This window comes from Pseudomonas sp. St316, from assembly GCF_018325905.1.
Taxonomy (GTDB): Bacteria; Pseudomonadota; Gammaproteobacteria; order Pseudomonadales; family Pseudomonadaceae; genus Aquipseudomonas.
Genome location: NZ_AP021901.1, coordinates 2,459,544 through 2,484,993 on the forward strand (window position 1 = coordinate 2,459,544; position 25,450 = coordinate 2,484,993).

A 25,450-nucleotide genomic window follows, 5' to 3' on the forward strand; every position below is an offset into this window, starting at 1 on the left:
TGAGCGTTCCGTTGAGAAACGGAACAAGATTCACGCCTAGTCGGGGCGTAGCGCAGTCCGGTAGCGCACTAGCATGGGGTGCTAGGGGTCGAGTGTTCGAATCACTCCGTCCCGACCATATTTTTCAATGACTTAGCCCAGCTTTAGCGAGTTGGGCTTTTTCATGCGTAGGGACTTTTGCGGGGGTTCATCCCGTTTTTCTCCTCAAGATGGTGAGCGCCGGTCCTCGCGAATCGGTTGCCGACACTTTGTTCGCCTCCGTAATCAACTGCTCCAGCTCTGCGGTAGAATAGTGGCTCGTAACGCTGCCATTCTTATGCCCCAAGAGCGCCTTCCGATCTTCCAGCGTCACGCCCGCTGCACGAAGCCTTCTGCCAAAGGTCTGCGAGGTGCAGGATGTCATGCGCGAGCTGGCACGCACTGGGATGACCATGATTATCATCACTCATGAAATGAACTTCACCCGTGATGTGGCCGACCGAGCATTTTTCTCCAGTATGCTGAAACAAGCGTAAGGCACCTGTCACCCAGGGCTATCGATTCGGCGCAGCACCATGCGGGTCAGGCGTTCGCCGACGTGTTCGATGCCTTTGTTCTGCGCCACAACCTGGGCGCCTTCCATCAGTAAGGTTAGTTCTTCGGCCATTTGCTGCGGATCGCTCAGGTCCAATTGCGCGCACAGCGTGGCCAACCGCTGGAACTGCCGCTGCTTGTGTGCATGGATCAGTGCACGGGCAGGGTGGTCGGCATCCGGCAACTCGGCGAGGGTGTTGGTGAACGGGCAGCCACGGTAACCCGAGCGACTCAGGTCCTCGACGATGAAGCTGAGAAATCCAAGCAATTGCTCGCGAGGCGCGTCGGGATGCTCTGCCGACAGACGATCAAGCACTTCGCTGTAGCTTTCAGTCAGGCGTTCAAGCCATTCCAGCACCAGCGCGTCCTTGTTTTCGAAGTGCCGGTAGAGGGTCATTTTCGTCGAGGCCGCCAGTGCGGCGATGGCGTCGACGCTGACGCGGGTGATGCCTTGCTCAAGAAACAATGCCTGGGCGGCATCGACGATGCGCTCACGAGGCGGCAGTTGGGGTGTCCGTTCCGGACGCATGATCACTCTCCGCTTGACAGCGATACCATATAGTATCGCATGATACTCATCGGTATCGATCGATACCGATGAGTATCCATCATACCGATTTGGAGAATTTCATGCACATGTCCGATTACGCCGATCAGGATGCGACTGGCCTCGCAGCGCTTATCGAAGCCCGTCAGATCAGTGCCGGGGAAGTACGCAGTGCCGCTTTACAGGCTATTGCTGCCCTGAATCCGCAGGTCAACGCCGTGGTAGAAACTTGGGGCGATGAACCAGAGCCTCAACGTGGCAGCTTTCACGGGGTGCCGCTGCTGATCAAGGATTTGGGCATCACCGCCGCCGGGCGCCGAAACGAATTGGGCAGCGCATTGGCTGCGGATTGTACAGCCGACGCTGATTCAGAGCTGATGAGTCGCCTGCGTCGCGCAGGCTTGCTAGCGCTGGGCAGAACTACCACCCCCGAGTTTGCCGCCAGCACCACCACCGAGAGTCGTGTCTGCGGCCCGACACGTAACCCTTGGGATGTTGAGCGCAGCGCTGGCGGTTCCAGTGGTGGATCCGCGGCGGCCGTCGCCGCGGGGATGGTGCCGGTGGCGCACGCCACCGATGGCGGTGGCTCGATTCGGGTCCCGGCCTCGTTGTGCGGGCTGTTCGGTTTGAAACCCAGCCGTGGTCGGGTGCCCATGGGACCGGATATTGATGAGGTGTGGAGCGGCCTTGCTGTGCATGGCGTACTGACACGGTCGGTGCGTGACAGTGCCGCATTGCTGGATGCTGTCCACGGTTTTGCAGCGGGTGATCCGTTTTGCATCGCGGCCCCCGACAGCACCTTTGTGCAGCAAGCTGCCAGTCAGCCCGGTGGATTACGCATTGCCGTACAAACGCGGCCACTGAACGGTCAGCCACTGCACCCGGCGGTTGAAAAAGCCCTGATGCAGACGATCCAGCGCCTTGAGGAATTGGGGCATGAGGTCGAGGACGTCACCCCTGATATCGGCCTGAGTTGGGAGGCGTTCGTCGAACTCAACGGGCGTTTCTGGTCGTCGAATACTGCGGCCTGGATCGACGCCATTGCAGCTGCCACCGGGCGCAGTATTGACAGCGAATATCTGGAGCCGGCCACGCTTGCGCTCTATCGCCAAGGCAAGACGTTACGTGCCACCGAACTGCTCGGGGCATTGTTCGAGCGCAACATGGTTGCTCGCAAAATGGGGCTGTTCTTTGAGCATCACGACCTGTTGCTGTCGCCCACATTGCCGGGGTTGGCGCCGCTGATTGGCAGCTATAACGCCGAGCAGGAGCATCTCGATGGACGCGGCTGGATGAGCCGGGTGTTCAATCAGTCGCCGTTCACCGCGCTGGCCAATGTCATTGGCGCCCCGGCGATGTCGGTGCCATTGGCCCATTACCCGCAGAGCGGCTTGCCAATTGGCATGCAGTTCATGGGCAACGTCGGTGCGGAAGGCCAGATGCTCGCGCTGGCCGGACAACTGGAAAGTGCTTATCCATGGATTGATCGTCGCCCTGCGGTGTGGGCCGGCAACCTCTAATCCGTTGAGTGTGTGAAACGCAGCAAAACGCCGCCGCCATTGGCTCGGCGTCTTGCCCGTTATTTACGGCGTACACGAGGTGTGATCCCGGTCAGATGCACGCGTGCGCAGGCCCATGCTGCGTGTAATCCACTGCGCAACGCCACGGCATCAAGGCCCATGATGCGCACCGACACGCCACAATCGTTGGGCAGCGCACTGACCCCGACATAGCTGTCCGGTAACGTATGCAATGCATCACGCAGTGCCTGTTTCAGCGCATCGACCGCCAGGTCTTGGCCAAACGCGATCATCGCTGCTGGCTGGATAGCTCAGCGGATAGAGCGGGGCGGGGTCAGATGTTCTTTCAGCAGGTCAACGAAGTCCAGAGCGACGCTTGAAAGCGCCTCATGGGTCGGGTAGAGCAATGCAATGTCGTAACGGATCGTCGGCAGGAACGGTTTGAGGACCAGTTTCTCGGTGAACGGCCGGCTGACCACCGGATCGACAATGCCCACACCGCAGCCCGCTGCGACTAATTCGCACGCCGTTGAGAAGAACTCGGTCTCGGCAATCACGTTCCACACCGCCCCTTGCTCAGAGAAGGCTTTCGCCAGCTGCTGGTAGATGGGATCGCCTTTGAACAGCGAAACAAACGGCACGCCATCTAGGTCCGAGGGCGTGATCACGTCGAGCGCGGTCAAGGGATGCTCGGCGGGCAGCATGCACATGCATTCGTAGGAAAACACTTCGATGTTGGCCGTCGGGTAATCGAGTGGCAGTTCCGCGATGGCGATGTCGAATTGCTGGGTGGACATCAATTCCTGAACCGATTGGGAATTGCGGGTGATGATCTTCAACTGCAGGCCCGGCCGCTCCTTGCTGAACTGCGCCATCAGTCGCGGCAACAGACTGATCGATACGCTGGCATAAGCGGCGACGGCGAGGTGACCGCGCTTGCCGGTACGAATTTCCTGGGCCACACGGCTGGTTTTTTCCACGGCCTCCAATGCGCGTTCGGCCTCGACGTAAAACAGGCGCGCTTCCGGCGTCGGTTGCAACCGACCACCCCGGCGCACGAAAAGTGTGAGCCCGGTCTCGTGTTCGAGGTTGGCAATGGTCGAGCTGATCGCTGGCTGTGAAATCCCCAGTAGTTCAGCGGCGCGGGTCATGGTCCCGTGGAGCATCAACGTGCGAAAACATTCAAGCTGACGGATACGCATACCCACTACCTATAGATTTAACTTATACAGAGGCGAACTTATATTATTGGATATGGGGTGTCATCCCATGATTTCCTGTTCACCAGCGCTATCGAGTCGATTGCGTGATGAGTAAGGAGGCAACAGGTGAACGCCATCACTGAAATAACCACTGCACCGCTGCAGCGACTGGCCGCTCGCAGAGGCGTTGCGATCAAGCTGGAAAAGCACCAGACCCTCAGGGTGATCAATACCCACGGCAAACAAGTGGTCGATACTTGGGCATTCAACGCCGAAGACCTGACCGAGACCATGTCGATGGAGCATTGCCGGGCCAGTTGGTTGAGGGTTAACCCGCAGGTCGGCGATAGCCTGATCAGCAACCAGCGCCAGCCGTTGTTGACCCTTGTAGAAGACACCAGTCCGGGTGTGCATGACACGCTGGTCGCCGCCTGCGACGCTTCCCGCTATCGGCAGCTGGGCGTTCTGGGGCATCACGACAACTGCCACGAGAATCTGACCTCAGCCCTTGCCGCGCTGGATCTCCAAGTAGACGGCGTCCCCAGTCCGCTCAACCTGTTTATGAATGTGCCGATCACCGCAGGCGGCGACATCCAGTTTGCAGAACCCGTCAGTCAGCCCGGGCAATACGTGTCTCTGCGCGCGGAAATGCAATTGATCATCGTGCTTTCGGCATGCCCGCAGGACATCACCGCCGTCAACGGGTTGATGCCGATGGACGTGCATTTCGCGGTTATGTGAGCGGAGCCCTAATCATGCGCCATTTACCTGCACTCAACTCCATCCGCGCCTTCGAGTCTGCAGCGCGGCACCAGAGTTTTACCCTCGCTGCCGCCGAATTGTCGGTCACGGTGACAGCGATCAGTCATCAGGTTCGGCAACTGGAGGCATGCATCGGCCACAAGCTGTTCGAACGTCAGGGCCGGGTGGTGGTGCTGACCACGGTAGGGAACGCTTTATACCCCTCGCTGCGACAGGGGTTCGATCAGATCGCCGAAGCCTTTTCGCTGGTCACAGGGCCAGGGGACGCCCAGGCCATCCACCTGTCGACCACCCGGGCATTTGCCGAGCGCTGGCTGGTGCCGCGCTTGGGCAAATTCAATGATCTGTTTCCAGACCTGATGGTGCACCTGCACGGCTCGGAAAAAGTCGAGGACCTGAGTGCCGAAGGCTATGACCTGGCCATTCGTTACGGGCCCAGGGACCGCGGCGAACCCGATGCCATCGTACTGGAAGACTGTTACATCGCCGTCGCCGATCAAGGGCTGTTCGGCAGCGCACAGGGCAGCACCATTGACGACTTTTACCAGCGACCATTGCTGGCTTACAAATGGAACAGCCCTGCGATGGTTGCGCCCAGTTGGTCAGCCTGGCTGCAGGGCCATCATCGAGGCAGCGACAAGGATTTCCGGATTTCCTGGTACAGCGACGAGACCCTGGCACTGCACGCCGCCAGGCGTGGACTGGGGCCGTTGCTGTGCAGCGATGTGTTGATCGACGAGGAACTGCGCAGCGGGCAAATGCGCAGGATCGAGGGACCGTCACTTCCAGGATTCGCCTACCGGCTGATCGAACGTTCCACCCACAAGCGCAGCGTCCGGCGCTTTATCGACTGGCTCAGACAGGAGGCACTGGAGCAGAGCAGTCACGCCCATTGACGCCACCAAAACAATAATCACCGAGCCTGACTCGACGATTTGATTTCTCGACGGCGCCGTTTTCGGCATTCGTACCGTACTGCTGAGCTGGACCATAAAAAACTGTGCGTGTGCGGCCTTGCCGTGGGCGTAACACTCCCTCTTTGCGCAGAATCAGAGTCTCGAAACATGAACCTTTCGCAGCTGATAGATTACGACCGTGATGGCACGATCCGTGAGTTGAACACCGCCCTCAACAAGGGCACCTTGACCACCCGGGATGTGACGTTTTCGGCACTGGGTTTCAATGCCCCAGGCTGGATCGCAGCCTCGTCGATGTCGATCCTGTATTCGATCTCGGGCCATCAGGCGCCATTGGCGATTCTCATCGCGTACTTTTTCCCCATGCTGGTGATGGCGCTGTGCATGGTCTCACTGACTCGGCATGCGCCTTCCGCCGGTGGCATCTTCACCTTTACCAGTCGCTTCCTGCACCCCCATGTCGGCAGTGTGCTGGGCTGGGCCTACGCGGTGGCGTGCATGGCAGTGACGCCGATGTGCGCGGTGATCGGTACTGAATACGTTCAGGCGCTGTTCCCGTCACTGGCGGGTGCTTTCATTGCCAAATGCATAGGCAGTGGGCTGGTGCTGTTGTTCCTGGCGATTTCCTGCAGGGGCGTGGGCATGACGACCAAAGTCGCGAGCGTGCTGCTGGTGTTTGAAATCACCGTGGTAGCGGGGCTGGGCTTGCTGGGCTGGATCAACCCGCAGGTTTCGGATCTCTCGGTGCTCTCGATGTATTCACTTGAGGGCGCGGGAGGTTGGTCTGCCATCGGCCCCGGCGTGTTGTTCGGCGTGTGGATGCTGGCGAACTTCGACTCTGCCATCAATTACATCGAAGAGGCGCGGGTTCCCGTGCGTACCGTGCAACGTTCCTTGTTGCTGGTGCTCACGGCAGCGTTCGTGATCTACAGCGTGGCGGCGATTGGCTGGCAATTCGCGGTCCCGGTGGACAAGCTTGCGGCCATTGTCGAGGACGGCAATGGGGGGCCGATTGCGGCCGTAGCCAATGTTTACCTACCGCATTCCATGGCGTGGATCGCGTTGTTCGTTGTCATCACCTCGGCGTGCGCAGGTTTGCAGATATCGTCCAGCGCCGCTGCGCGTACGTTGTATCGGATGAGCGAAGAAGGGCGCCTGCCGCATGCCTTGAGCGCGGTCAACGCTGCGAAGTCGCCATGGCTTGCCAACGTTATCGTTTCGATGGTCGCCATCGGGTTGCTGTGGTGGAAGCCTTTGGACAAAATCGTCTGGTATTACGACGTGGTCACCATCACGTTGGTGATGTCGTACATGGCGGCCATCGGCGCATTCATCGCCATGACCTGGAAGAAGAGGCCGCCGACGCTTGCCTTCTTGCTCAGCGTGCCAGCGATGCTGGCGATCCTGGTATTGGGTTACATCGGTTACACCGCCGGCGCCAACCCGGTCTCACCCGAAGATCAATACACCGCGTGGTATCTGGGCGGCCTGACGCTGATCTCCGGTGTGCTGCTGATCGTGGTGCAGGCCCGGCCACGTCGCACCGCGTTACCGTTGAAGTCTTAATGTAGAAATTGATCTGCGCGCCATCGGGATGACGCGCAGATATACTCAGAGCGCCTGTTCGATTGCGCAGCAGATATCGAGCAGGCGATCATCCTGGCCGGTCAGGCTAGAGAACAGCACAGAGGTCGGCAGTCCAGATTCATCGATGCCCGAAGGCATGGCCACACCCGGCATGTCGAGCAGGCTGCCCACCATGGTGATTGCCAGGGTGTCGAGGTTTACCTGGGCAAACACATCGTCGTCCGCCTCAAGCGCTGCCAACGCCGGTGCAACATGTAGCACCGTCGGCAACAGCAGAATCCTGTCACCCAACTCCTGCGCCATCTCTCCTTGCAGCCTTCGCCGCGCGTCCCGCAACAAGCTATGCGTGTGGATCGAGATGTCCTTGGCCTTTAGCAGTCTGGATCTGACGCGAGGGTCCATCCGACCAGCATCTGCGTCTTCTACGACCGTGTGCAGCAGGGCCCAGGCTTCTATCGCGCCGAGCCAACCTGAGGTGGATATCAGCGCACGCGTGCGTCGGACCGTGTTCACGCTTCGCCATTCCACCTGCGCACCTCGTTGCTTCAACTGATCGACGAAAAGCCGAAGATTGGCGGCGACTGCGGATTGGATTTTCGAATCGTTCAGCACCTCGCTGTCGACCACGAAGCAATGTTCATCCAGAGCGACCGGCTTTGCCTGCGTCGGCAAACAGCCGCGCATCGCGCTATCAAGCAACCGGCAATCCTCGACTGTCCTGGCAATCGGCCCAAGGCTGTCGAGGGTCACCGCCAACGGGTGGACGCCGCGCAAGTCATACCGTGCGGTCGAAGATTTGAACCCTGCCAGCCCGTTGAACGCGGCGGGCACGCGAATCGATCCCGCGGTGTCCGTGCCTAATGCGGCGGTGACAATCCCGCGCTGTACGGCAATCGCCGAACCTGATGAGGAGCCTCCGGGTGCTCGCACGTAGGCGCTGTCAGACTGCGCAACCGGCGTGCCGAAACCGGGGTTAAGCCCCAGTCCGGAATAGGCAAACTCGCTGAGGTTGGTTTTGCCGATCACGATCATCCCCAAGCGCCGAAGGTTTTGGATAACGGCCGCGTCTTTGGTTGCCGGGGCGATGGCCGAGCGCATGAGCGATCCGGCGGTGGTAACGCTGCCTTTGACATCGAACAGGTCTTTGACAGCGATCGGAACCCCGTCGAAAGGACTCAAAGGCTGTCTATGCAGGCGCCGAAGATCGGTTTGATGTGCCTGTTCCAATGCCGAAGCTTCCAGCAACGAGATAAACGTCGCGCCTGCTTCTTTAGCCTGGATCAACGCCAACTGCACTAACTGTGTGGCGCTGACACGGCCTGCGTGCAGGTCGTGCAAGGTATCGGTAAGGTTTTTCATATTGCCCCCGTGCTCACGCATCGCAAGACGTCAAGTCCATGACCAGTTGCTCAATAGCCTCGAATGCCTCAGCTATGGAAGCCTCATGGCGCGCATCGGCAAACTCTTGGTAGTCGATGGTAATGACATGGGTCTGTTCCACGCCAAGGTAGTGGGCGCAGGTTTGAATATGGGTTTCCAGATGGTTCATCGTCTCGCGGACGCCTCCGATACCAAACCCGAACTCTCCACGCGAACTCAGTATCACCAAGGTCTTACCGCTCATGATCGGCTCCAGAGGAAAGTCTCCACGAGCCAGATCAAAGGTGAACGTCTTGCCAATCCTTATGACCTGATCGAACCAGGATTTCAGTGCAGCAGGCATTCCATAGTTGTACATGGGGCTGCCGATGACAATGACGTCAGCCCGTTCAATTTCGTCGATCAGGGTGTCGGAGAGCCGGATTCGGGCGGACTGTTCTGTGCTGAGTTGCTCCACTGGCGTGAACACCGCCCTTATCCAGTCCTCGGTCACGAAGGGCGGTGGATGGGTACCGACATCGCGGACAATCACCTCAGCGCTCACCTCAGCAGCGATCCAGGACTGGATGAAGCCTGCGGACAGTTTGCGGCTCAGCGACCGCTCGCCTCGGGCGCTGGCATCTATGTGCAAAAGAGTGGTCATGATCTGTTCCTCGTGAGGCAGCAGGCATCAGTGCCCGTGCACAAGCCCATTGGGCCATGGCCGGCGAGGGGGACACATTCGAGCATTTTTTTCCTAGGGTGAAGTAAAACTCAACCGAGGGACGGGTTGTATCGGTCTATGTGAGGTGCATGGTTTTTCTCAACCCGGCTTGAGAAATGCTCTATTTCGCTGTGTTCAAGCAGTGGTTTTAATGGTCAGGCTTCTTATCTGACATTGAGGTTTCCCATGTCCAGCCTGTTACAGAACAACGTGCTCAATGCACTCACCGCCGGAGCCGAGGTCGATCCTTTTTTGGGCAACGTCGTCGAAATAGCTATTGTCACGGCCGACCACAAGCGCACCATGGATGGCCTGCTGAAGCTGGGTATTGGTCCGTGGCGCGTCTACACCTTCAGCCCTGCAAACACTGAAAACCAGACCTACCACGGCCAGCCAGCAGAGTTCGTGCTCAAGGTCTGCTTCGCGCAGAGCGGCAATATGGTCTGGGAATTGATGGAGCCGGTTTCCGGACCGACCATCTTCGCTGACTTTCTCGAAAAACACGGCGAGGGCATTCAACACGTTGCCTACGACTGCAACAATATTCCGTTCGAGGACCGCCTAGCCGAACTCGAACGCCGGGGTTTCAAGTGTGTGCAGTCCGGGTCGTGGCTGGGCCGCAATCACTTCGCGTTCTTCGGCACCGAAGCTGACACCACCACTGTGTTTGAAACCTATGCATTCCCGGATGACTGGGAATACCCAGAGCCGGACGAGTGGTATCCACCACGCGCCTGATAGCCGTGCCCGGCGCACCTGCGGGTGTGCCGAATTACCCGTATCCGATGGAGATTTCGCCATGAACAACGTGCGCATGGACAACATGAGCTGGGTTGACTATCAACGCAGGGTCGAGGAGGGCGCGGTGGTGTTTCTGCCCTGTGGCGCGACGGAGCAACATGGCCCTCACCTGCCCCTAGGGACGGACGCACTGCTGGCCAGTGCGATTAGTGAAGATGTCGCCCGCAACATCAATGGCATCGTCGCTCCAGCACTATCCTATGGCTATAAATCCCAGCCCAAATGCGGAGGTGGCCAGCACTTCTGCGGCACCACCAGCGTTGACGGTGCGACACTCATGGCCATGATCCGCGATGCGGTTAGGGAGTTTCATCGCCATGGCGTTAAACGCTTGGTGGTGGTTATCGGTCATTACGAGAACCAGTGGTTCGCTACCGAGGGTATTGAACTGGCGCTGCGTGATATCGGTAAGGAGGGCAGGCTTGAAGTGATGCGCCTGGAGCACTGGGAATTTGTTAAGACAACGACCCTGGACCGAATATTTCCCGATGGCTTTCCGGGAATCGCCCTGGAGCACGCAGCGGTCATCGAGACATCAATGATGCTGCATTACCATCCGGACATGGTGGCATTGGACAAGATCCCCAGTCACGGTCCAGCCGAGTTTCCTGTGTACGACATGTACCCGACACGAGTCGAGTGGGTTCCCGAGAGTGGTGTTTTATCTTCGGCGAAAGGTTCGACCTCAGAGATCGGTCAAATGTTGGTAACCGATGTTACTGACGGGATTGCGGCGGCGATACGGTTTGAATGGTTTAAATAAGACTAATAGTCAGGAAGCTCGTCGAGCTTTTTTATTCACAAAATTAGATGCAGATAGATCGTATCGGGGCCGATCACGATGAGTGCCAGATTACCGGGTCGATTACCCAGCATCCATGTGGCCGACCCGTGTTCTGTTAAAAAAGCCGGGCATGGTTTTCACGGCAGAAAAGTACGCCTCTGAGCTTGAAATCTAGAATTGGCGCAGAGGTGTTCGGACCCGGATTTCGCGTGCCACCTCCGGGGCCGTGCCGAAATCCTTAGCTCGCCATCCGGCGACCAATTTCTTCCCCTAGCTTCATGATGGCTCCAACCGGCCGGATCATGACGACCAGATCAATTATCTTTCCCTCGTCATCAAAGCGAACGATGTCGATGCCGGTGAATGGGACGTCGCAGACCCTGCCACGAAACTCCAACACGTGGCCTTCATCACCCGTGAAACTTCTGGTGTATTCAAAATCTTCGAAGACTCCAAACACGAGCCTCAAGGTCCCGACAAAGGCGTCTTTACCACGCAGTGGCTCAAGCTGGGCAGGGTTGTGATAGGTCACATCATCAGCCAGCAGGTTTGGCAAGGCGTCCCAGTCGAGGTTCGTGACAATGCGGTGCCATTCATCAAGGCTGGTCTTATCGCGAGCGGCATTCACTGTATTTGTGGTTGTATTGGTCATGGACAATCCTCATGTCAAAAGTGGGATAAACAACATTGGCACCTGACGGCGTCACGTTAGAGGCGGTTCCTGCGCCTGTCGTTTGCCCATCTCTTAGCCTTTGTGCGAGCCTGTAGATCCCGGTCGTCGGCAATCAGGCCCGATAACGCGCGGCGGGCTCAGCATCGAGAAGCCCTGGGCAAGAGCCCCACGTGCTTGCTCGAACGCCTCCCAAGCGGACGCCTCCGGTACTGGCGGAATCGTCACGAGTTCTTTGCGGTCAAAACCTACCAACGCCGCATCGACAAGGTCCTCGACCTCCATCACGTCGGGCACCTTGCTGATGTCTGCGCCAGACCGCTCGTAAATTTCGGTGCGTGTCGCTGCTGGCAAAACTGCCTGGATGTACACGCCTTTGGCGTTGACTTCGGCGGCCAGACTTTGCGAGAACGTGAGTACATAGGATTTAGTGGCAGCATAAATGCCTGGCGAATACTCAGGCAGAAGCGCCAATACCGACGCGATGTTGATGATGGAGCCGCTACCGCGTTTGATCATTTCGCCGATGGCCGCCGATGCAAGCATCGTGGGGGCCTGAACGTTCAATTGCAGCAGCTTGTTCATGTCTGTGGCGCTAGCCTGCTCAAAGCTGCTGTTCAAGCCTGCCCCTGCGTTGTTGACGAGAATGTCGATGGTCGGCTGCGTGCGCAGGCGCTCGGCGACCTTGCCGAGTTGAACGGCATCGGTCAGATCGGCCGTGAGAACCTCGACCGCCACGCCATGCTGCTCGCGAAGTTGATCAGCCAGAACATTGAGACGATCGGTGGCACGGGCGACGAGTACGAGATTATGGCCGCGAGCTGCGAAACGGCGCGCGTAGACAGCACCGATGCCGCTGGAGGCACCGGTAATCAGAGTGGTAGTCATATCGAAATTACCCTGGTGAATGTCCAGCGGCTCTGTAGCCGGCTGTAGACATTGAAAATATGCATCGCAAGTCGAGATCTTCGGCTGCATGCAGGAAAGCGGTTAGCCGCGCGCGGTCAAGCTGAGCATCTTGAAGTGTTCGTAATGACCTACGCCGTTTTTCACGATGGGATCTTGCGATGTAAAAGAGGCGATATCTTCATCGTCGGCGATTTGGTACAGCGAAACACCGTATCCGCCGCCATCGTCGATCACCGGCCCGTGGGCCACGATCAGGCCTTTGGCAAGCAGTCCGTTCATATAGGCGCCATGTTGTGTCATCCATGTCTTCTCATCAGCGGACAGGGTGGTCAGAAAATTTGCGCGGGGCGGGACGAACTTGCACAGGTAATATTTCATGGCGGTTCCTTTGGCAGTTTGTGAGTGCTTGGCTCAAGCTGTTTTAACGCTCTTCAGAATCGAGCCTTCAAACATCTTCGGGAGGTAGCTCTGCAGGAAGAGGATCATGCCGGTCATCTTTCCAACCGGATTGCTGAACTTCGGCTTTTTGGTCTCAATGAGCTGGGTGATGGTGTTGATCACAGCGTCTGGCGCCTCTGCCCCATCAATCCCCTTTTGTGTCGCAGCGTCTGCCTGCTTGCGGTATGCGTTGTAGTCCGCTATTCGGCCGTTTGTTTGAGTCACGGCGTTGTGAGCAAGGTTGGTCTTGAACCATACCGGCTCAACCATGCTGACTTGAATATTGAATTGATCGAGCTCGAAGCGCAGAGACTTGAAGTAGCCTTGTACCGCATGTTTTGAGGCTGTGTAGTACGACAGATTCGGCGGGCCGATCAGGGCGACGATAGAACTGACGGTGATGATTTTTCCGTGCTTCTGCGCCCGCATACGAGGCAGCAGGGCATTGGTTACTTTGACCGTCCCCCAGAAATTGGTTTCAAACTGCTGCCTGCCCAATTCGACAGGCGTTTCTTCTGCTAAGCCCGTCACCATGTAGCCGGCGTTATTCACCAGCACATCCAATTGTTTGATGTTGCGAAACAGCTCGTCGGTAAAGGCGCTGATGGAAGTGTCGTCGCCGATGTCCAGGCGCAGCAGTTTGAACGGAACCTTGCCTGCATGTTTTTCAGGCTCGCGGCTGGTACCGATGACCTCGAAACCTTGCTTATGCAAGCTGTTGGCGAGCAGCAGCCCGAAGCCTGAGGAGGCGCCTGTGATTAAAACTGTCTTTTTCATTGATAGGTTCTCTGGGACATGGAAATTTTTGGAGATGGCTAAAGCTGCACACGTCTGCAAGGGGTCGTTGATCAGAGCCTTTTGCCTCATGACGCCTTCGAAGGAGGCGGCACTGGGCTAGACGTTGAGTGCATGTTGGTACTGTTTAAGTACTAAGTCAATACTCAAATGATATTTACTCGAGAGAGTCCATCAATGGAGCAGGTGCTCTACGAAATCACGTCCATGCGCCAGGGCATCTGCACGTGCTCGCGTGGACTAACCATGATGCAGGTGTTAGTATCTTTTCGGTATTAAGTGGATGCGGAAGTGATATGAGCCTTAAAGATTCTCCTCCAGGCATCTGCCCAATCGCACGGAGCCTTGCGGTGCTGGGCGATACCTGGTCGATGTTGATTTTGCGCGATGCGAACTCAGGATTGACGCGCTTCGATCAATTCAAGAAGAGCCTCGGCATTGCCCCGACCATGCTGACCAAACGGCTTGAAATGCTGACGGAAGAGAAGCTGCTCGAAAAGCGCCGGTACTCCGAGCGTCCGCCGCGTGATGAGTACGTGCTGACGCAGGCCGGGCGCGACTACTGGCCTGTGCTCTTTGCCATCGCCGCATGGGGTAGAAAGCATCGCGGAGACGGCGACCTGATTTGGTTTAAAGATGCTGAGAAGGGAACTGACGTAAAACCGGTCGTGATCGACGCGCAAACCGGGGCAGAGATCGGCACGCGTGCAATTCAAATGATTGTGCCTTGAAGCCGTTAGTGACGTTCATGAATGCTTGAGGCAGACCGTGTCGCCAAGGGCTAAACCGCAGCAATGAGGGATATGAAATGAAAGTATTGATGGTTCTGACGTCTCACGATCAACTGGGTAACACCGGCTTGAAAACAGGCTTTTGGCTTGAAGAGTTTGCTGCCCCTTACTTCGTTTTCAAAGATGCCGGCGCCGAGGTGGTTCTGGCCTCGCCAGCAGGTGGTCAGCCACCTCTGGATCCTAAGAGTGAGCTACCCGATTTCCAAACCGAGATGACCCACCGGTTCAATGCTGACCCTGCTGCACAGAAGGCCTTGGCAACGACCGTCAAGCTCGACACGGTTAGCGAGGAAGATTTTGATACTGTGTTCTACCCAGGTGGTCATGGCCCGCTGTGGGATCTTGCTGAATCAAAGACCTCTATCGGTCTGATCGAAGCCTTTGAGCGCGCCGGTAAACCCATTGGCTTCGTTTGCCACGCTCCTGGCGCATTGCGACATGTCAAGTCTGCTGACGGCGCGCCGCTCATCAAAGGACGCCGAGTCACGGGTTTCACAAACGGTGAGGAAGCGGCGGTAGAACTGACCGATGTCGTGCCGTTTCTGATCGAGGATGAGTTCCAGCGCCTGGGTGGGCTCTACGAGAAAGGGCCGGACTGGGCACCGTTCGTGGTCGAAGATGGCAAGTTGATTACGGGCCAGAACCCTGCCAGCTCTGAGGCCGTAGCTAAAGCCCTCATCGCCCAACTGAATTAAATTCAGAGCCCGGCCATCGATGCGCTCATGAACGTTGATCGGTTCGACACGGCAGGGGTTACAGTTGTAACGCAGTTCTAGGCGTTCGCCGCCGGCTGGCCGAGGGATTCGCGATAATGCGCTTCGTCGACTTCGGTCAAGGTTGCATAACCGTCGTAGTGATAGATTCGATGTTGGTCACGGGCGTAGCGGTCATTGAGGAATTGGAGGGTTGCCAGGTCGATCCGCTTGGCGCTCAGCGGGCGTCGGTGGCAGAACAACTTACGCGTGCCCAGTTGCAGGAAGTCGGGATGGGGCACGCGGACTTCATCAGGGTCGAATGCCACATCCAGCGGCTTGCCTTCCGAGAGAATCAGGGTAGGGCTGATGGCATAGGTGCCGAGAATGCGGGTATCGGAGGGGTGTAGTCGTTTTTTTGCCTCGCCGTAGTAATACACCGCATCCCGATCCTTGGCCCAACCATGTCCGCAGGACTCGAACGTGGCCGCTTGCGCCTTGCGAATCGGCTCCGGGGGTTGGTAAAAAATCCGGTGACAGAACACGGTCTTACCGTCAGTCAGGTAGGGCGCGCCCAGTGAGCGGAAGTGCTCCGCTGGCTCCCGGGAAAACCGTTCAGGTACCGCGGATTGGGCGTTATGGAACGGGATCAGATACAAGCCCTGGGCATCACCGCACAGGTGCGTGTCCAGCAGTTTGAAACTCGCCGCGTCCAGCCCGTTGATCACGCGACCATGGAAATACACCTGGCGGCCCAGCTCGAAACCGAGACCGATGGCCCGTAAGGGCAGTGTTTCTGCTGGCGTTTGCGATGCTTCAGGCAGGGCCTGCAGGCGGTGCCACCAATAGTCCTTCAACTGTGGATGGGCCTTGAAGTAGGGAGCCCATGTCTCTTGCATGGCCGCATCGATGATGCCGCCAGAGCCCAGCGGGCCGTGCTTGTCACCGACCAGCACGGGCGAGTAATCCTGGTCATTGCGATAGAGCTGGGTCACTACGAAGCTTTCTACGTCGACGTCAAGGCGCTTCTGGCGCCTGTAGACGTGCTGATGATCACGGTAATACTCGAACCCCAAGTGGCGAAAACTCGGACCATGGGCATCACGCAAGCGGGTTCCGGCGGCGTAGACGAACGTGTCGTCCACGGCAAAATAGTCATCCTCGTGTTCGCTGGCGCTGACCACGCGGCCGCACTCATCAAACTCGGGCTGCCAGCTGTTGAGCAGGTGGAAATCGCCAACGTAGCGAATGCTCTTGCCGGTCAGGTAATAGGCGCGGTGTTGGTCTTTGGCATAGCGTTCGTTAAGCACGGTGAAGGTCGCCAGATCGGCATTGTCGATGCGATAGAAATATTCATATGAAATGCTCGAACCTTGCTGTGCTTGCACGATGATCGACTGCCCGTCGGTGCCCCAGCGATGGGCGAGCATCTGGAAGTCGTCCGGGTTGGCGATCGGCAGCGGCGTGCCGTCTTTCTGGTGCAGGGGCTTGAAGCCCTTGTAGACCTGACCGTCGATCACTCGATAGGACGGGTGGTTGCAGTACCGCACCCGCGTCGTGGCGCGGGCGATAAATTGCCCTTGCAGAAAGAGATGCACACCATCGCTGAACAGGGCAGACGCTGAAGTCACCGAGGAAGGCGAGGCTGGCAACAAGGCCAGGCTGTCGGGTCGTGCTTGCGGGATTTGGCTGATCGCGTAGTCACCGAACCAATAGGCGCCCGTTGCGTCACGCCAGTACTGGTGGCCGAGGCTTTCCAGGTCGCTGTCGAAGCGAAACGGCAGGGCCTGCAGCGCGTGGTAGCCATGGCGCTCCCGGTAGGCTGGAAGCAGGTAGTAATCGCGCAGCATGTCGCGCAAGACCCAAGGGTTGCGTCGATGTCGCCAAACCGGCTGACCGGCCAGCAAGGGCGAGGGCGGATAATGCCCAGCGCTGGCAGACTGTGCTATCGCGCCGGGGTATGCACCTTCGGGGTTGAGCATGATGTACACATCAGGCACTTGCCCATCGCCCAGCAGCACACCGTCCATGAACGCGAAGCCTTGATGCCATTCAAGCTGCAGCGGCTCCCAGTCAGCAATAGCCGTCTCTATGTCTGTCATGTTATTGCGTCTTGAGCGTCTGATGGTTAGCCAAGGTCTACAAGTTTTGCACCGAGCTCGGCCCCTGGCGAAGCAGGCTCAGGGTGTATACCTTGGCAAATTTTGTCAAAAATAGGCGAAGTCATGAGTACTATGAACATCTCCCTGCCGGACGCTCTCAAATCGTTCATAGATGATCAGGTTAGCCTGCGAGGCTACAGCACCAGTAGCGAATATGTGCGGGAGCTGATTCGCAAGGATCAGGATCGGCAGCACCTGCGCGGCCTGGTACTGGCCGGGGCAGAGTCGGCTCCCACTGCTCCTGTGAATGGCGACTACTTCGAATCTCTACGGGCCAAGGTTCGCAAGGGGTAAGGATGAAGGCGAAACTCGTCATTGCGCGCCTATACGCACATCAGTCGTCATCCGGCATCGGGTATCTCCCGGTACGTAACGTAGCCCAATCTGTAAAGATTGGGCTTTTTTACGTCTGGAAAATGGAACACCAAGCCAATGGTCTACGCCGCCACGCTCAGAAAATGAACTTGAACAGCGCAATCACCACGATCAGGCCAATCAGGAAAATGATGCCTACGGTACCGCCAAGGAATTTCAACATAAAAACGCTCTCATTCGGATGGGCTTAATCGTCTAGACCACTACCGATAACGCTCGTTTCGTTGAATATTCATGCGGGGTGATCAATGAACCGCAAAGGACCTCGGCACCGATACATGCTCGAATTTTGCAATGGTCTTGATCCAGTAGCGGCGATAGTCCGTCTGGTCCGGTGCCAGCGGTTTGTGGCTCGACCATGGGTGCTTCGTCTTCAGGCTGGCGCGGTAGGCTTCCCATTCTTTCTGCTCGGCCACTTCCCGGGCTTTGCTCCGGTCATCGAACCAGCCCAGAACGTAAGCTTCGCCCTGATCCGTTGCGTGCGCTATCAGCAAATAAATCTCTGTCATGACTGACCTACCGTTCTGTCCTGCACCCCAGTCGCGGGGTCTTATCCTGGGTATCGGCCGTTACTTGACGTTTTTGAGATTTAACGCAGAAAAACGGCGCGCCCAAAGGTGCGCCTCACGAAATTGATGAACAGTCGCACAATCACTTTGACTGGCGAGCGCTTCCACGGCGGTTTTGCGCAAGTCGGCGACTTCATCCACGATCCAGACGCCAGGCTCCTGGTCGCGCAGGGCCATTTCGCCGAAGCGGGTGGAGATGACGGGCAGGCCGAGGGCGCGGTACTCGTAGTATTTGATCGGGTCGACCGAAGCGGTCAGGCGGTTGAGCTTGAACGGGATCAAGCCCACCGAAAACGTTGCCATGGCGGCGATTGCACTGGCGTGGGAGCATTCGGCGAGCAGCTCGATGTTGTCGGGCAATACGCAAGGCGGCGGTGTGAAGAGGGGGCCGATCAGCCGGATGCGGTTTCCAGAATTGGCCTGCGCCAGCGCGATGACCAACTCCCAATCGAACCAACGCCCCAGCGTGCCAACGTAGCCGAGTACCTGTTGCTTGGCACCGAAATCCAGGCTTTCGACTGGCGCCAGTGCGTGCATGTCACAGGCATTGAGGACCAGTTCTACCGGGTCGGTTGTGCCCAGTAGTTTGTCGCGAAGGGGGTTGGAGGACGCCAGTACTTTGCCGACTTGTCGAATGAGCTGTGCCTGGCGGCGCTCCATGGACCTGCGTGACAGGCCCTGATAAAAGGCCGGGAAATCATCCATGGCATCGTAGACGGCATGGCTTGCAGGGATGAAGGCCAGCAGTTGCAGGGCCAGTTCGGAAGGTTTTCCGACACAGATCATGCAAGGCCCTTCTGCGGAAAATGCCGCAGCCTCTTTGAACAGGTTGCGCCACAATCGCTTGAGGAGCATGGCCGAGCCCGGAATGGGCTCGATGGGTAAGCTCCGGGGTTTGCAGACCTGCAACCAAGGTGCAACGGCGACGCTTTGCTGGTCGGCAACAGGCGGCTTGCGCCTGAAATCGTTCAGCGTGGGTAAGCGCGTCGGGTACGGATCGATCCAGAGTACCGGCGCCCCGGTCTGGTTGTGATACCAGTTGACGAAGTGATGTGGGCGTTGGCTGAAGCTGGCCCATGGCACCGGGGACAGGTAGATCATGCGCATGGCTGGAAGTGCTGCCTTAAAACGTCGACGATGCGCGCGGCGGCCTTGCCGTCGCCATAGGGGGAACCCCCTCGTGCCATGTCCTGATAAGCCTGTGGGTCATCGAGCAGCCGCTGTGCTGCTTCGACGATGGTGTCCCGGTTGGCGCCGACCAGCTTGACCACGCCGAGGTCGACCGCCTCCGGGCGTTCGGTTTCCTCCCGCAGAACCAGCACCGGTTTGCCCAGGGCCGGGGCTTCTTCCTGTATGCCCCCGGAGTCACTGATGATCAGGTACGAGCGCTTCATTGCCGCGATGAACGGCGCGTAATCCAGCGGCGCGCAGAGGATGATGTTCGGAGTCTGGCCGAGCAGTTGATGCACGACATCCTTGACGTTCGGGTTGGGATGGACAGGATAGAGGATCTGGATGTCCGGGTTGCGCTCGGCCAGGTGCTTGAATGCCTGGCAGATATTCTGGAACGGTTCGCCGAAGTTTTCCCGGCGATGGGCGGTCACCAGCACCAGGCGTTTGCCGGCGTCCAGTGGGATAGCCAAGGCGCAGTCTTGTGCGGCAGTCATCAGCAAGGCATCGATCACGGTATTGCCGGTCAGGGTGATATCGCTGGTGGCGACACCCTCGCGCAGCAAGTTGTCCACGGCCTGCTGGGTGGGCGCGAAATGCCAGCGGGTCAGCTTGCCGGCGATCACCCGGTTGGCTTCTTCGGGGAACGGATTACCGAGATCCCCAGTACGCAGGCCCGCTTCGACATGGCCAAAGGGAATGTGCCGGTAGAAACACGCCAGTGCCGCACTCATGACCGTGGTCGTGTCGCCTTGAGCCAGCACGACATCCGGTTTCTCGGCTTGCAGTACGCCGTCGAGCCCAAGCAGCAAGCGTGAGGTCAGCGCCGCCAATGACTGGTTGGGGCGCATGATGTCCAGGTCCAGGTCGGCGGTGATTGCGAAGCCTTCGAGCACCTGGTCCAGCAAGCCTCGGTGCTGGGCGGTGGCCAGTACCCGACAAACGATAGTGTCTTGGGCCTGGAGCGCCTTGATCACGGGGGCCATTTTGATGGCCTCCGGACGCGTACCGACGATGCAGAGTACCTTGCGGGTCATGCCTGGTGATGTCCTATCGTTGTGACGAGTGAGCGGGCTATCCGGTCCGCGTTGGCCATGAGCGTCAGCGTGTGGGATTTCTCGGTAAGGCTGGGCAGGCAGGCGCCGTCGACAATATGCACGCCGCCAAGGCCGGCGACTTCGCCAAGGTGATCGGTCTGCCCGATCCTGGGCGTCGAGTGCATGGGCAGGGTCCCCGCATAATGGATATCCGCCCCCGGCCTGCCGATGGTGAAGCTCATGGGCATCAACAGCGCGCCCATTTTCCAATAGACCCGGCGCAGCGTTGCCTCGACAGTTTTCATGAGCCCGGGGAGCTCGGGATGCACGTGGCCGTTGATGCGCAATGAGCCGTCAGGGCGCAAGACCGCGGTGTTGTTGGACAGGTGCCCGGGAAGGAAGATGTTCCCGACGAGGCAAGCGCTGAGCAGGTTTTTCAGCAGTTCGATGCTGTAGCGTTTGCTCATGGGGATCCGGTTGACAAACTCGGTCATCGGCAAGCCTGTGGTACTGAATGTCGAACCGAAAGCGCTGGTCCTGGCCGTCAGCGCCAGGGCGAACGATAGCTGGCCCAGGCCGAATGTCGACACCCTGGGGGTTGCGAGCATTTTTGGCAGCCACAGCAGGAAGGCGGCCGTCGGTGATGACAACAGCGGGAGCGGGGCCGAATGGTTCAGGCCCTTGAGGGCGAGCCGGGTCGTGGCCAGGGTCCCCGCCGCCAGCAGCAGGCGCGTGGCGCAGAAGCGTCGGGCGGAGCGGCGATCGGTGATCGCCCATGCACCGTCCAGTTTCTGCAGTTCCTCCACGAGAAAGTCCTGGACGTGCTGGAACCCTGGGTATTGCTTGAGTTTTTGCAGCTCTTGCGAGGCGCTATACAAGGCCTGGTTCTGACAGCCCCACAAGCAGTTTCCAGACAGGTCGCAGGCCTTGCGCTCGTCCAGAGGCTGGCTCAAGACGGCTACCCTGGAGCGGCCAAGGCGAAACCCCAGCTCGGGAAACGCCGATTGGCGCCGGGTGTACTGATCGAGCAGGCGCTGGTGCAGTGCGTCCAACGGCAGAGGCGGTTGCGACCATTGATCGAGACCGAAGTAGCTTGAGAGGTCGTCGTCGGCCCGGCCACTGATACCAATCCGGCGAGATACCGTTTCATAGGACGCCTGCATTTCGGAGAAATCGATGGGCAGCCCGGCAAAGTCGCTGGCCCCGAGCGTTGCCACGCCGCAGCCCCAGGCATTGGACAGGCCTCCGGTTGCCAGTGAGCCGATGCCGATAAAGTTGTCGGTCTCGATGCGATTGCGGGCGCTGAACCCTTCGAAAACATGGGCGTGGGTCGGCGTCTTCAGCTTGGGCGATACCGCGTCCAGCTGGTTCAAAGCGTGGAAGTTTGCGCCGAGCATCCATTTCCATTGATGCTCATCGTTTGCCCTGGCGCTGAGAAATGGACGCGTCGGCGGCGTCGCCGAGCCTGTATCGGCCTGGGCATCGACCATCAGGACTTTCAGGCCCGCCTTGACCAGCGGGTAGGCTGCCGAAGTCCCGGCCGGGCCGCTGCCGACAATGATCACATCAAATTCAGGCTTCACGGTGGGCTTCACTTCCAAGCAACAACTGGCGGGCAAAGGGGCGGCCTATCAGCGCCGCTATCTTCCACGCCAGCGCTTTGACCGAGGTAAGACCCAGCGCAACCAGCGTGGCGACGAGGCGGCGAGGCTGTTGGGCGCCGAGAAACACCTGCGCCCCCTGGGGGCTGGCTTCGGCAATACCGAGTGCAACCTGCAGGCGCCAGGACAGTTCCTGGCCGTCGGGCTTGTGCAGGACACCGGGATTGTCCAGAAGCGCCAGGAGTATCGGCCAGCGCATCATCCAGCGTGAATGAAGGATGGCTCGGGTTTTACCCGCACGTTCCAATGCCCTGGCGTAACGACTGACCAGGCTTCTTTGCGGCGGGCGTTTGAGCAGGTAGTTCAAGAGGATTGCGGCTTCTTGCAGAAGTCCTCGACGTTGCCCATGGCCGGAGCGATGCATGCCGTGGGCAAGCGGGCGCAACTGGATGCCGAGTTTTTGCAGGGAGCGTTCGCTGTCCATGGGCGGCAGGTGGATGAGGGAAAAAATTCGCTCCAGGCCCAATTTAGCGCTCAAGGATTGTCCGAGTGACAGGCGCAATAGCCTGAGCAAGGCCACCGGCAGAGGGACGGGCAGACGAGCGGCACGCACCCGGTGCGCGGCGATCGACATCAGGAAGCGATCAAAGGCAATCGGCTGTACGGCGCCCAGATTGAGTATCTCGGCATGAATGTCGTTGCGCTCGACGACCGCTAATATCGAGGTTGCCAAGTCGTCGACATGAATGGGTTGCACGCCAGGCGCCGGCATCAGGATCGGAATGAACGGGCTTCGGCGCACCAGCCCTGACAACAGGCCAAAGAGCCCGCGTTCGGGGCCGCCATACACTTGGCCGGGACGGATCACGGTGCCCCCGGCGGCCAGCACGTGCTGTTCGATACGCCACTTTGTCCGGCCATACACGCCAGGGGCCGTGGCCTCGGCGGTTTGACTGGAGATGAAGATGAACCTGGCCGAGCCTTGTTGGGCACACTGGATCAGCGCCTGGGCCGCCTTGACTTCGTCGTCTGCGCCGAGGGCTGCTGTCGATGTGTCGGCCGCCAAATGGATCAACACCTGGGTGCCCGTCGGGCACTCGGGCGCCGGGCCCCGCAGGTCATAAGGGAGCCAGGCATAGGTGGCGGGGCACGGCTGGCGCGTGGCGCACATGACCTCGTGTCCGCTTGCCGCCGCGAGCGCTGACAAACGTTGTCCGATGTAGCCTGTCGCGCCGGTAATCAGTAGCTTCATCGTCATGCGCCTTCGGCGGGGTCAGCGGGAACAGGCGGGCGCGTATCTGAATGAAACACGAACAGTTTGCTGATCCAGTAGGTCAGGGCCACGCAGACCACGTCGCTGACGAATTTCACCGGGGCAGGACTGTTGACGAAATACAGCCCCACGCTGAACAGCGCCGAAGCGAGCGGAATATTGATGGCAAGCAACGAGAAATAGCGCACCGCTTGAACCTTGCTGCTGCCCCCCGTCGACTGGAACGTGAAGTGCCGGTGCAAAAAAAACGCGAACACACCGGCTACGCCTTTACCCGCGATGTTGGCCAGGACGGGTTGATCGTTGAACAAGGCCATCAACAGCAAAAAGGTCCCCATGTCCAGCGCATAGGCCACGAGTTGGATGGTGCCGTACCTGATAAAGGTCAAGACTTCCTCCGGATGACCACGATGTGGTGCAGCGCCAATACCCGTCTCAACGGATACAACAGTTTTTCCACGACCTTGAGCACGGGAATCAGTGCGTCGGGCAGCAACTGACGAAAGTTCAAGCCACCGGAAATCAGGTAGCGCAGATAATTGCCGCAGATTTCCTGGTGGACGATTTCCAGGCCCGGGTGCTTGCGCTCGAACGCCTGTCTGTCGCGAACGAAGACGATGTAGCTGAGGGCCTGGTTGGCCCCGTTCATGGGCCCGGTCGTGGGGGTTTCCCAAGACGGGAAGTGCATGTCGAAGCCTTCGGACTTGAACAGGCGCTTGTAAAGAAAAGCGGCAAAGGGGCCGTGGAAGGGTTCGATCAAAATGGCGCCGCCGCCGGTCTTGAGTGTTCTTTCCAGCTCTGTGAAGAACCGATCGGGATGAGGGAAGTGGTGAAAACAGTTCTGGCCATAAAACGCCCTGACCGAGTGATCGTCCAGGCTCATTGCCTCGGCATTGAGCGCCATGTCCAGTTTCTCGGTCGCGACAATGTCCGTCGCCAATACATCAGGGTACGAATTGCGCATGGGCGCGATGCCCGCCCCCAACTCCACCTCAAGACCTTCGACCTTGAAATAGCGGTCCGCCAGGCGATGAAACGCATGGTGAAACTCTACGAAGACTTCCCGAAGCATTCGCTTGCGTTCAAGCACTTTGCCGTGAAGCTCCAGGCGTTCGCTGCCATCGACATCCAATGCCTTGAGCGACGGGTCCGATAAAAAATCTCTCAGCGCTTTAATGAGTTTTCTTCCCGTAAAGAGGTTGCTCTACCACGCCTGGATTGCCGTGGCCTGCTGGGTACGGAAGCGATGTCATAACCGAGGAACGCCATGATCAGTTGCAACCCCATGAGCATGGGCAGTGCGCTGAGCATCACGGTTCCGGCTGGCGTCGCGATGCCATTCTGCGCCGATTCATACCAGTGATAACTGCCGAAAAGGGTGCCGAACAAGAACATGAGAATCCCGATCGGCAGCTCGATCGAGGCCAGGGACATGTCGCGCAGGTAATAGTTGTAGAGCACGCGCTTGGTGAAATTGCGCAGGTGTTTGAACAGGAATTCCCCCACGATTTTCGAGATCTTGAGGTGACTGACCTCATCGCCGTATCGGGCTTGCATCGCAATATCCACCACGACGGCGCGCACGGTATTCAGGCGGAACAGAATGTCGGTCTCGAAAAAGTAGCGTTGGCTGACCTTGTCCAGGGGTAACAGCCGGGCGACGTCGCGGTGGATCGCCGTGTAGCCGTTGGTGGGGTCGAACAGATCCCAATAACCGGTCGACAGTTTCGCCATCAGCGACAACACGGCGTTGCCGAACAGGCGAATGCGCGGCATCGATTGGACTTCTTCCAGATCGAAAAACCGATTGCCCTTGGTGTAGTCGGCTTCGCCCGCCAGGATCGGTTCGATGAACAGCGGGATCAGGGTGGGGTCCATCTGGCCGTCCCCATCGACTTTGACGATGATACTCGCGCCGTCGTCGAGAGCGGCTCGATAGCCGGTCATGACCGCACCGCCCACGCCTTTGTTGACGTCATGGGGCAGCACCTTGACCCGGGGGTCGTTACAGGAGGCCAGGACATGCCCGCCTGAGCCGTCCGGACAGGCGTCGTCGATGACATAGATGCGCCAGACCTCCGGCCCTATGGCCGCTATGACGGCGCCTATATGAGCGGTGACCCGATAGCTGGGGATGACGACGGCGACGCGTTGCTCGTCCGTGAAAAGCGCTGTTTTTGAGTTCATCGATA

At 58.5% G+C, this 25,450-nt stretch carries 27 protein-coding genes, 1 tRNA gene and 3 pseudogenes; 11 read left to right on the top strand and 20 right to left on the bottom strand.

From position 1 onward, the window contains the following. The first annotated feature begins 41 nt into the window (after window positions 1–41). Window positions 42–118: transfer RNA gene (locus tag KI237_RS11170), tRNA-Pro, on the top strand. 69 nt (window positions 119–187) lie between these two features. On the opposite strand, the pseudogene KI237_RS11175 reads toward KI237_RS11170, so the two are convergent. Next, a pseudogene (locus KI237_RS11175) lies at window positions 188–382 on the bottom strand (tyrosine-type recombinase/integrase); the annotation flags it as partial. Window positions 383–386: 4 nt separating this feature from the next. Here KI237_RS11175 and KI237_RS30425 point away from each other — a divergent pair. Then, window positions 387–491: pseudogene (locus tag KI237_RS30425) on the top strand (peptide ABC transporter ATP-binding protein); the annotation flags it as partial. 32 nt (window positions 492–523) lie between these two features. On the opposite strand, the gene KI237_RS11180 reads toward KI237_RS30425, so the two are convergent. Then, window positions 524–1,102, bottom strand: coding sequence for a TetR/AcrR family transcriptional regulator (locus tag KI237_RS11180; protein ID WP_212799849.1), 579 nt, complete (start codon window positions 1,100–1,102; stop codon window positions 524–526). Window positions 1,103–1,203: 101 nt separating this feature from the next. Between KI237_RS11180 and KI237_RS11185 the strand changes: the two genes are divergently transcribed. Continuing rightward, window positions 1,204–2,640, top strand: a complete 1,437-nt coding sequence (locus KI237_RS11185; RefSeq protein ID WP_212799850.1) for an amidase — start codon at window positions 1,204–1,206, stop codon at window positions 2,638–2,640. A 59-nt stretch (window positions 2,641–2,699) separates the two neighbouring features. Here the strand turns inward: KI237_RS11185 and KI237_RS11190 are convergent. Beyond that, window positions 2,700–2,968: pseudogene (locus KI237_RS11190) on the bottom strand (urease accessory protein UreD); the annotation flags it as partial. Then, window positions 2,952–3,842 (bottom strand): LysR family transcriptional regulator, encoded by an 891-nt coding sequence (locus tag KI237_RS11195; RefSeq protein WP_212799851.1) that lies wholly within the window; start codon window positions 3,840–3,842, stop codon window positions 2,952–2,954. The gene KI237_RS11195 and the pseudogene KI237_RS11190, both read right to left, overlap by 17 nt. A 126-nt stretch (window positions 3,843–3,968) precedes the next feature. Between KI237_RS11195 and KI237_RS11200 the strand changes: the two genes are divergently transcribed. The 3 genes from KI237_RS11200 (at window position 3,969) to KI237_RS11210 (ending at window position 7,087) form a co-directional block, all read left to right on the top strand. Then, window positions 3,969–4,583, top strand: coding sequence for a DUF1989 domain-containing protein (locus tag KI237_RS11200; protein ID WP_212799852.1), 615 nt, complete (start codon window positions 3,969–3,971; stop codon window positions 4,581–4,583). Window positions 4,584–4,597: 14 nt separating this feature from the next. Further along, window positions 4,598–5,500 carry a LysR substrate-binding domain-containing protein gene (locus KI237_RS11205; RefSeq protein WP_212799853.1) on the top strand — a complete coding sequence of 301 codons (903 nt, stop codon included), beginning with the start codon at window positions 4,598–4,600 and terminating at the stop codon, window positions 5,498–5,500. Between the two features lie 168 nt (window positions 5,501–5,668). Continuing rightward, window positions 5,669–7,087: an APC family permease gene (locus KI237_RS11210; protein WP_212799854.1), complete on the top strand. Its 1,419-nt coding sequence runs from the start codon at window positions 5,669–5,671 to the stop codon at window positions 7,085–7,087. A 45-nt stretch (window positions 7,088–7,132) separates the two neighbouring features. Here the strand turns inward: KI237_RS11210 and KI237_RS11215 are convergent, their stop codons facing one another. Together KI237_RS11215 and KI237_RS11220 are read right to left on the bottom strand one after the other, a co-directional pair. After that, window positions 7,133–8,467 carry an amidase family protein gene (locus tag KI237_RS11215; protein ID WP_212799855.1) on the bottom strand — a complete coding sequence of 445 codons (1,335 nt, stop codon included), beginning with the start codon at window positions 8,465–8,467 and terminating at the stop codon, window positions 7,133–7,135. Between the two features lie 13 nt (window positions 8,468–8,480). Next, window positions 8,481–9,131 carry an FMN-dependent NADH-azoreductase gene (locus KI237_RS11220; RefSeq protein WP_212799856.1) on the bottom strand — a complete coding sequence of 217 codons (651 nt, stop codon included), beginning with the start codon at window positions 9,129–9,131 and terminating at the stop codon, window positions 8,481–8,483. 246 nt (window positions 9,132–9,377) lie between these two features. On the opposite strand from KI237_RS11220, the gene KI237_RS11225 reads away from it, so the two are divergent. Both KI237_RS11225 and KI237_RS11230 read left to right on the top strand, forming a co-directional pair. Next, on the top strand, window positions 9,378–9,929 hold the full coding sequence (locus KI237_RS11225; RefSeq protein WP_212799857.1) for a VOC family protein: 552 nt from the start codon (window positions 9,378–9,380) through the stop codon (window positions 9,927–9,929). Window positions 9,930–9,990: 61 nt separating this feature from the next. Continuing rightward, complete coding sequence (locus KI237_RS11230; RefSeq protein WP_212799858.1) at window positions 9,991–10,755, top strand: creatininase; 765 nt, start codon at window positions 9,991–9,993, stop codon at window positions 10,753–10,755. A 259-nt stretch (window positions 10,756–11,014) separates the two neighbouring features. Here the strand turns inward: KI237_RS11230 and KI237_RS11235 are convergent, their stop codons facing one another. From KI237_RS11235 to KI237_RS11250, 4 genes are all read right to left on the bottom strand, one after another. Next, entirely contained in the window at window positions 11,015–11,428 is a 414-nt protein-coding gene (locus KI237_RS11235) for a nuclear transport factor 2 family protein (RefSeq protein ID WP_212799859.1), read from the bottom strand. A gap of 93 nt (window positions 11,429–11,521) precedes the next feature. After that, window positions 11,522–12,334 carry an SDR family NAD(P)-dependent oxidoreductase gene (locus KI237_RS11240; protein WP_212799860.1) on the bottom strand — a complete coding sequence of 271 codons (813 nt, stop codon included), beginning with the start codon at window positions 12,332–12,334 and terminating at the stop codon, window positions 11,522–11,524. Window positions 12,335–12,436: 102 nt separating this feature from the next. Next, window positions 12,437–12,733, bottom strand: a complete 297-nt coding sequence (locus tag KI237_RS11245; protein WP_212799861.1) for a YciI family protein — start codon at window positions 12,731–12,733, stop codon at window positions 12,437–12,439. Window positions 12,734–12,766: 33 nt separating this feature from the next. Beyond that, window positions 12,767–13,570: an SDR family NAD(P)-dependent oxidoreductase gene (locus KI237_RS11250; protein WP_212799862.1), complete on the bottom strand. Its 804-nt coding sequence runs from the start codon at window positions 13,568–13,570 to the stop codon at window positions 12,767–12,769. A gap of 314 nt (window positions 13,571–13,884) precedes the next feature. On the opposite strand from KI237_RS11250, the gene KI237_RS11255 reads away from it, so the two are divergent. Further along, window positions 13,885–14,319 (top strand): winged helix-turn-helix transcriptional regulator, encoded by a 435-nt coding sequence (locus tag KI237_RS11255; RefSeq protein WP_212799863.1) that lies wholly within the window; start codon window positions 13,885–13,887, stop codon window positions 14,317–14,319. Window positions 14,320–14,396: 77 nt separating this feature from the next. Continuing rightward, window positions 14,397–15,074, top strand: coding sequence for a type 1 glutamine amidotransferase domain-containing protein (locus tag KI237_RS11260; RefSeq protein WP_212799864.1), 678 nt, complete (start codon window positions 14,397–14,399; stop codon window positions 15,072–15,074). 77 nt (window positions 15,075–15,151) lie between these two features. On the opposite strand, the gene KI237_RS11265 is transcribed toward KI237_RS11260, so the two are convergent. Then, window positions 15,152–17,173 carry a DKNYY domain-containing protein gene (locus KI237_RS11265; protein ID WP_212799865.1) on the bottom strand — a complete coding sequence of 674 codons (2,022 nt, stop codon included), beginning with the start codon at window positions 17,171–17,173 and terminating at the stop codon, window positions 15,152–15,154. Window positions 17,174–17,296: 123 nt separating this feature from the next. On the opposite strand from KI237_RS11265, the gene KI237_RS11270 reads away from it, so the two are divergent. Then, window positions 17,297–17,527 carry a type II toxin-antitoxin system ParD family antitoxin gene (locus KI237_RS11270; RefSeq protein ID WP_024617907.1) on the top strand — a complete coding sequence of 77 codons (231 nt, stop codon included), beginning with the start codon at window positions 17,297–17,299 and terminating at the stop codon, window positions 17,525–17,527. 157 nt (window positions 17,528–17,684) lie between these two features. On the opposite strand, the gene KI237_RS30940 is transcribed toward KI237_RS11270, so the two are convergent. From KI237_RS30940 to KI237_RS11310, 9 genes are all read right to left on the bottom strand, one after another. Then, the gene (locus KI237_RS30940) at window positions 17,685–17,771 is read right to left on the bottom strand and encodes a small membrane protein YohP (RefSeq protein ID WP_442087941.1); all 87 of its coding nucleotides are present in this window, start codon (window positions 17,769–17,771) and stop codon (window positions 17,685–17,687) included. A gap of 82 nt (window positions 17,772–17,853) precedes the next feature. Next, window positions 17,854–18,117: a hypothetical protein gene (locus KI237_RS11275; protein WP_212799866.1), complete on the bottom strand. Its 264-nt coding sequence runs from the start codon at window positions 18,115–18,117 to the stop codon at window positions 17,854–17,856. A 60-nt stretch (window positions 18,118–18,177) separates the two neighbouring features. Next, window positions 18,178–19,284, bottom strand: a complete 1,107-nt coding sequence (locus KI237_RS11280) for a glycosyltransferase family protein (protein WP_212799867.1) — start codon at window positions 19,282–19,284, stop codon at window positions 18,178–18,180. Beyond that, complete coding sequence (wecB, locus tag KI237_RS11285; protein ID WP_212799868.1) at window positions 19,275–20,384, bottom strand: non-hydrolyzing UDP-N-acetylglucosamine 2-epimerase; 1,110 nt, start codon at window positions 20,382–20,384, stop codon at window positions 19,275–19,277. The genes KI237_RS11280 and wecB overlap by 10 nt, the downstream gene beginning before the upstream one ends. Beyond that, window positions 20,381–21,967 (bottom strand): FAD-dependent oxidoreductase, encoded by a 1,587-nt coding sequence (locus KI237_RS11290; protein ID WP_212799869.1) that lies wholly within the window; start codon window positions 21,965–21,967, stop codon window positions 20,381–20,383. The genes wecB and KI237_RS11290 overlap by 4 nt, the downstream gene beginning before the upstream one ends. Beyond that, the gene (locus KI237_RS11295; RefSeq protein ID WP_212799870.1) at window positions 21,957–23,237 is read right to left on the bottom strand and encodes an NAD-dependent epimerase/dehydratase family protein; all 1,281 of its coding nucleotides are present in this window, start codon (window positions 23,235–23,237) and stop codon (window positions 21,957–21,959) included. The genes KI237_RS11290 and KI237_RS11295 overlap by 11 nt, the downstream gene beginning before the upstream one ends. A 2-nt stretch (window positions 23,238–23,239) precedes the next feature. Continuing rightward, window positions 23,240–23,647 (bottom strand): GtrA family protein, encoded by a 408-nt coding sequence (locus KI237_RS11300; protein WP_212799871.1) that lies wholly within the window; start codon window positions 23,645–23,647, stop codon window positions 23,240–23,242. Further along, entirely contained in the window at window positions 23,644–24,348 is a 705-nt protein-coding gene (locus tag KI237_RS11305; protein WP_249410719.1) for a class I SAM-dependent methyltransferase, read from the bottom strand. Before KI237_RS11305 ends, KI237_RS11300 begins: the two co-directional genes overlap by 4 nt. 74 nt (window positions 24,349–24,422) lie before the next feature. Further along, window positions 24,423–25,445 carry a glycosyltransferase family 2 protein gene (locus tag KI237_RS11310; protein ID WP_212799873.1) on the bottom strand — a complete coding sequence of 341 codons (1,023 nt, stop codon included), beginning with the start codon at window positions 25,443–25,445 and terminating at the stop codon, window positions 24,423–24,425. Between the last annotated feature and the right edge of the window lie 5 nt (window positions 25,446–25,450).

Bases quoted from the DNA above. Each gene is read 5' to 3' on its own strand.
- KI237_RS11270 (WP_024617907.1), top strand. From the start codon at position 17,297: ATGAGTACTATGAACATCTCCCTGCCGGACGCTCTCAAATCGTTCATA.
- KI237_RS11185 (WP_212799850.1), top strand. From the start codon at position 1,204: ATGCACATGTCCGATTACGCCGATCAGGATGCGACTGGCCTCGCAGCG.
- KI237_RS11230 (WP_212799858.1), top strand. From the start codon at position 9,991: ATGAACAACGTGCGCATGGACAACATGAGCTGGGTTGACTATCAACGC.
- KI237_RS11310 (WP_212799873.1), bottom strand. From the start codon at position 25,445: ATGAACTCAAAAACAGCGCTTTTCACGGACGAGCAACGCGTCGCCGTC.
- KI237_RS11255 (WP_212799863.1), top strand. From the start codon at position 13,885: ATGAGCCTTAAAGATTCTCCTCCAGGCATCTGCCCAATCGCACGGAGC.
- KI237_RS11280 (WP_212799867.1), bottom strand. From the start codon at position 19,284: ATGCGCATGATCTACCTGTCCCCGGTGCCATGGGCCAGCTTCAGCCAA.
- KI237_RS11295 (WP_212799870.1), bottom strand. From the start codon at position 23,237: ATGAAGCTACTGATTACCGGCGCGACAGGCTACATCGGACAACGTTTG.
- KI237_RS11215 (WP_212799855.1), bottom strand. From the start codon at position 8,467: ATGAAAAACCTTACCGATACCTTGCACGACCTGCACGCAGGCCGTGTC.
- KI237_RS11265 (WP_212799865.1), bottom strand. From the start codon at position 17,173: ATGACAGACATAGAGACGGCTATTGCTGACTGGGAGCCGCTGCAGCTT.
- KI237_RS11260 (WP_212799864.1), top strand. From the start codon at position 14,397: ATGAAAGTATTGATGGTTCTGACGTCTCACGATCAACTGGGTAACACC.
- KI237_RS11235 (WP_212799859.1), bottom strand. From the start codon at position 11,428: ATGACCAATACAACCACAAATACAGTGAATGCCGCTCGCGATAAGACC.
- KI237_RS30940 (WP_442087941.1), bottom strand. From the start codon at position 17,771: ATGTTGAAATTCCTTGGCGGTACCGTAGGCATCATTTTCCTGATTGGC.
- KI237_RS11205 (WP_212799853.1), top strand. From the start codon at position 4,598: ATGCGCCATTTACCTGCACTCAACTCCATCCGCGCCTTCGAGTCTGCA.
- KI237_RS11240 (WP_212799860.1), bottom strand. From the start codon at position 12,334: ATGACTACCACTCTGATTACCGGTGCCTCCAGCGGCATCGGTGCTGTC.
- KI237_RS11180 (WP_212799849.1), bottom strand. From the start codon at position 1,102: ATGCGTCCGGAACGGACACCCCAACTGCCGCCTCGTGAGCGCATCGTC.
- KI237_RS11250 (WP_212799862.1), bottom strand. From the start codon at position 13,570: ATGAAAAAGACAGTTTTAATCACAGGCGCCTCCTCAGGCTTCGGGCTG.
- KI237_RS11245 (WP_212799861.1), bottom strand. From the start codon at position 12,733: ATGAAATATTACCTGTGCAAGTTCGTCCCGCCCCGCGCAAATTTTCTG.
- KI237_RS11275 (WP_212799866.1), bottom strand. From the start codon at position 18,117: ATGACAGAGATTTATTTGCTGATAGCGCACGCAACGGATCAGGGCGAA.
- wecB (WP_212799868.1), bottom strand. From the start codon at position 20,384: ATGACCCGCAAGGTACTCTGCATCGTCGGTACGCGTCCGGAGGCCATC.
- KI237_RS11225 (WP_212799857.1), top strand. From the start codon at position 9,378: ATGTCCAGCCTGTTACAGAACAACGTGCTCAATGCACTCACCGCCGGA.
- KI237_RS11210 (WP_212799854.1), top strand. From the start codon at position 5,669: ATGAACCTTTCGCAGCTGATAGATTACGACCGTGATGGCACGATCCGT.
- KI237_RS11195 (WP_212799851.1), bottom strand. From the start codon at position 3,842: ATGCGTATCCGTCAGCTTGAATGTTTTCGCACGTTGATGCTCCACGGG.
- KI237_RS11220 (WP_212799856.1), bottom strand. From the start codon at position 9,131: ATGACCACTCTTTTGCACATAGATGCCAGCGCCCGAGGCGAGCGGTCG.